Consider the following 3,982-nt stretch of genomic DNA (forward strand, 5'->3'; position numbering starts at 1 on the left):
TCTCTGGTCGCTATATTGGTGGCTTTATTGTTGATGAATTTGAACAACAATTTGCTAACTATATAGCGACCAGAGCTGAGTACTTCTTGGACTCTGCTGTTTATTTCTTCAGCAATTGATTTATACTGTTGTGTTAAATCTAGGGGAGGAATATTAGTCATATTCAGAGTTAGAAATTAAAGAATAAAAGGCTAGTCAAATTTCTTGATATGATAACTGACTTAGAAAATCAAGCTACTGTTAACGTGAGTCTTGTAATAGCAATCCTAAATCATTTGTGATAATTTTATTGCTTCGGTGTTTCTCCCATACCTGTTCCCTATTCCCTATTTCCTAAAATATACAATATCTCATAACTTAAATAAGATTGCTAAAATACAATTTTAGCTACAATCTCAGGACAGATATTTTCTAGTATTAACTCAATCAAAACTTCACCTAACCTATAACTTTAGGTAGTAGTATAATTCTTTTTATATTTGATATATTTGCATCTAGAATAAATGGTTGAATTTATTGCTAAGACAAGTAATTTTTTAATTTACCTAAGAGTAATTAGAATTGTCTATTAGTTAACTCATAATAGGAGAATGCAATGTCAAAATCTTCTGTGATAACAGTTGATAATAAAGAAACTGAAAAAAAAGAGAATGTGTATTGGAAAGAAGAAAAATATTACTATGGTGAAAAATTAATAGAGAGTATACAAAAAAGATGTGCCGATCGCTTTGGTGGTTTAGTTTGGAAAGTCATACCTGATACTTATAAGTCAGGTCTTGAAAATCCTCCTGAACCAGCTATAGATTATGATGACTTGAGTGAGGCTATTAGCTAATATTAAAGTTAATTCCAAGCATCCTTAAAGTTAATTCAAAGGTAAGCATTCAGCAGTCAGCTAGGCTCCTATCGGAGGAAATGCCTCTTGCAGAGGAGCTAACGCTAACTTTAACAGCTATCAGCTTTATTACCTTTAAAGGAGAAAAAAGCAATTTTATCAAAGCTTCAGAGTACGAATATGTGGTGGAGAATGTAGTAGAAATTAAATGAATGCTTGCTTTATTCATTAGACATCTCCAATAATAAAAAATCAAATCAATTATTGCACAGCAATTATCAATTCTTTCTCCCTATTCCCTACTCCCTACTCCCTCATTTGGTGGAGATGTCTATTAAAAAGCTGTTTGCGCAGCATGACCTAGTAATAGCTGACCGCTAATAGCTGTTTGCGCAGCATTCCGCAGGAAATGCTTACATTTAAAGAATCCTCATATCTGCAATTCTAATTAACTATTCCTAGCTAGGTCTTCTAAAAATTAGAATTTCAGAATATACATTAATATAAATTAGTCATACCTCACTAGAAAGCATAATACTTCTAGTGAGGTTCATTATGATTTTTAATAACTAGGGTTTGCTGAAAAGTCTTTTGGTGAGGGTAGGACTCAGGAGGAACAGAGAACTATATAGGAGGTAGGAGGAAGAATTGTCAAAGTGATTTTTCTGCTCTTGTCTGCCTAAAATACTGATTTTTTGTACTGATTTTTTGAGCTTTTTAGACTGAAAAACTGACAGTTTTTTCGACTTAAAAGGAACTTGGCTTTATCTGTCAATGTTTTGAGAGTTAATCAGCAAGCCCTAACTAATATAAAATTCAACATACCAATTTTATATGAAGTTGCACAGAATTATGAAATTTATTAACCTGTATGTCTTAATCTACTGTCAATTCTGATTAAAATATTATTCTATGAAACTTCTTATAAATTTGGTATAAGTAACGAATATGATTCAATTAACAATTACAGATATAGCTATGGCTTTAGGACTTATTGCGATAGCTATTGGTCTATCAGCTTGGCAAAAATTAGGATTAGAATGGCAACTATTAATAGCGACAATTCGTACTATTGTACAGTTAATATTTGTTGGCTATGTATTAGAAATAGTATTCGATTATAAACAACCTTGGTTGGCGCTCGCTATAATTACTGTTATGTTAACAGTTGCTTCTGTTGTTGCTAAAAATAGAATTAGTAAAAAAATACCTCGATTATTACCTTTAGTTTGGGGTTCGATTTTAACCAGTACCGTTTTAAGTATCAGTTATACCAACTTATTAGTTATTCAACCTGAAACTTGGTACGAACCTCAATATTTAATTCCACTGGTGGGAATTGTATTAGGAAATGCGATAAATGGAGCAGCGATCGCTGGAGAAAGACTTGTCAGTATAATTAATTCTAGTCCGGTGGAAATTGAAACTTATTTAAGTTTAGGGGCAACTCCACAAACAGCAGTTGCTAAGTATAGAAAAGATGCTATTCGTGCTGCATTAATACCGAATTTAAACCAGATGATGGTAATTGGAATAGTTACACTTCCTGGAATTGTTACTGGTCAGTTATTAAGTGGTGTTAATCCTTTGGATGCTGTGGCATATCAAATGTTAATTATGTTTCTTTTGGCTTTTGCAAATTTGGTGACAAGTTTATTAGTTACTTATAGTTTATGTAGACAATTTTTTAATCAGGATGCGCAATTGCAAAATTTATAAAGAAGGAAGAAGTAAGAAGGAAGAGGGAAGAAGGAATAAGAAAGAATAAGAAAGAAGAAAGAAGGAAAGTATATGAGTCTATAGATCGATACTTTATGAGTTTTGGTCTTAATTTCTCTAAGACTAATCTTCAATAATAGTGAGTCCAAGATATATAGCATTTTGATAATTAAGTGAAAGCTTCATCTAATTTTCCTTGTTTCTTGAACACTACTCCTAAATGATAGTGATTTCAGGGAAAATCTGGTTTAATTTTAATAGCTTGATAGTAAGCTTCTATTGCTTCTCCATAAAGATTATTTTCTCGAAAAATACCACCTAGTGTATGATAATAAGCCCAATATTTTTTGGAATTAATTCCAATTCCTTGAGCATAAGCAATCAAAGCTTCCTCTAATTTTCATACTCTTGAGTATAATGTTCTGGTTGTTCTTTTTCTTTATCTGAAATTGAAACATTGTGATTATTTTGATTTTCACTACCATAATTTTCTAATAAACCAATAACATTTGAATTACATTCACCGATTACTTGCATTTGTTCGGCATTCAAAAATTCATAATAAGGGCGGTTGTCATCTCTGAAAAATCCTTTAGCTTTTGGTAAATATCCATCGAATGGTATATTTAATTTCTGACAGACGAAAGTTAAATCTGAGCGAATATTTTCATATTTACCAATAAAATAGACTGCTAATTTATCGTTGATTGTGTAAATATTCCAATTGTTTTTTGATGAATTAGAATAGTTATTTTTTAGCCAGTCGTTAAATTTAATAGATTTGTTTCGACAGCTAAAATAGTACCAAGATATAGCTCTCTCAAAAGGGTTTCTTTCAAAACAAAACTTGTAGTAGCTATCCCAAATCGAAGATTCTATTACATTTTTAATCTCTTTAGCAGTAATATGATTGAAATACTTTTTGTATTCATTTCCCTGAGCATCAAAATCTAAATAATTTTGTTGTCTTTTTCCAAGAAGTTTTCTGATAGCTTCATCTTACAAAGATATAGGAGTAATTACATCATCGTCACCACAAAATCTAGATAAATAAATTTCAATTGATGTACCAGAAGTCTTGATTATTTTCAGGAAAATAAATTTATATTTGTGAGAAATTATCATAATGAAAAGAGAAAATTAGAAAAGTTATCCAATTGAGCGATCGCTTCTAAAATACAGCACCATGTTTCGACTTTCAAAAAGTAGCAGTTTTCTGATATTTAAGACTTTTATCTTCACTAAATTCTCACTCTAAAAGTATGATGTTAATTACCAACACTCCCCTGCTCCCCTGCTCCTCTACTCCCTTACTCCCCTACTCCCTCACTCCCTCACTTCAACTATTAGGAATATGAGCAGCAACTTTTAAACCTTGTGGGTTATAAACCTCTAAAGGAATCTTGGCATTATTACTAATAGCCTTCA

At 31.5% G+C, this 3,982-nt stretch carries 5 protein-coding genes and 1 pseudogene; 3 read left to right on the forward strand and 3 right to left on the reverse strand.

Annotated elements, in window-relative coordinates:
• The first annotated feature begins 595 nt into the window (after positions 1 to 595).
• The 3 genes from F6K13_RS22210 (at position 596) to fetB (ending at position 2,554) form a co-directional block, all read left to right on the forward strand.
• Positions 596 to 835, forward strand: a complete 240-nt coding sequence (locus F6K13_RS22210) for a hypothetical protein (RefSeq protein WP_287288403.1) — start codon at positions 596 to 598, stop codon at positions 833 to 835.
• Positions 836 to 915: 80 nt separating this feature from the next.
• Entirely contained in the window at positions 916 to 1,047 is a 132-nt protein-coding gene (locus F6K13_RS22215) for a hypothetical protein (RefSeq protein ID WP_287288405.1), read from the forward strand.
• Positions 1,048 to 1,783: 736 nt separating this feature from the next.
• Complete coding sequence (fetB, locus tag F6K13_RS22220) at positions 1,784 to 2,554, forward strand: ABC transporter permease (protein ID WP_124154888.1); 771 nt, start codon at positions 1,784 to 1,786, stop codon at positions 2,552 to 2,554.
• A 232-nt stretch (positions 2,555 to 2,786) separates the two neighbouring features.
• Here the strand turns inward: fetB and F6K13_RS22225 are convergent, their stop codons facing one another.
• From F6K13_RS22225 to F6K13_RS35325, 3 genes and pseudogenes are all read right to left on the reverse strand, one after another.
• On the reverse strand, positions 2,787 to 2,939 hold the full coding sequence (locus F6K13_RS22225; protein WP_124143489.1) for a hypothetical protein: 153 nt from the start codon (positions 2,937 to 2,939) through the stop codon (positions 2,787 to 2,789).
• An 8-nt stretch (positions 2,940 to 2,947) separates the two neighbouring features.
• Positions 2,948 to 3,106, reverse strand: coding sequence for a hypothetical protein (locus tag F6K13_RS22230; protein WP_287288407.1), 159 nt, complete (start codon positions 3,104 to 3,106; stop codon positions 2,948 to 2,950).
• Positions 3,107 to 3,175: 69 nt separating this feature from the next.
• Positions 3,176 to 3,544: pseudogene (locus F6K13_RS35325) on the reverse strand (sulfotransferase family 2 domain-containing protein); the annotation flags it as partial.
• Between the last annotated feature and the right edge of the window lie 438 nt (positions 3,545 to 3,982).

The organism is Okeania sp. SIO2B9 (assembly GCF_010672505.1).
GTDB lineage: Bacteria > Cyanobacteriota > Cyanobacteriia > Cyanobacteriales > Microcoleaceae > Okeania > Okeania hirsuta.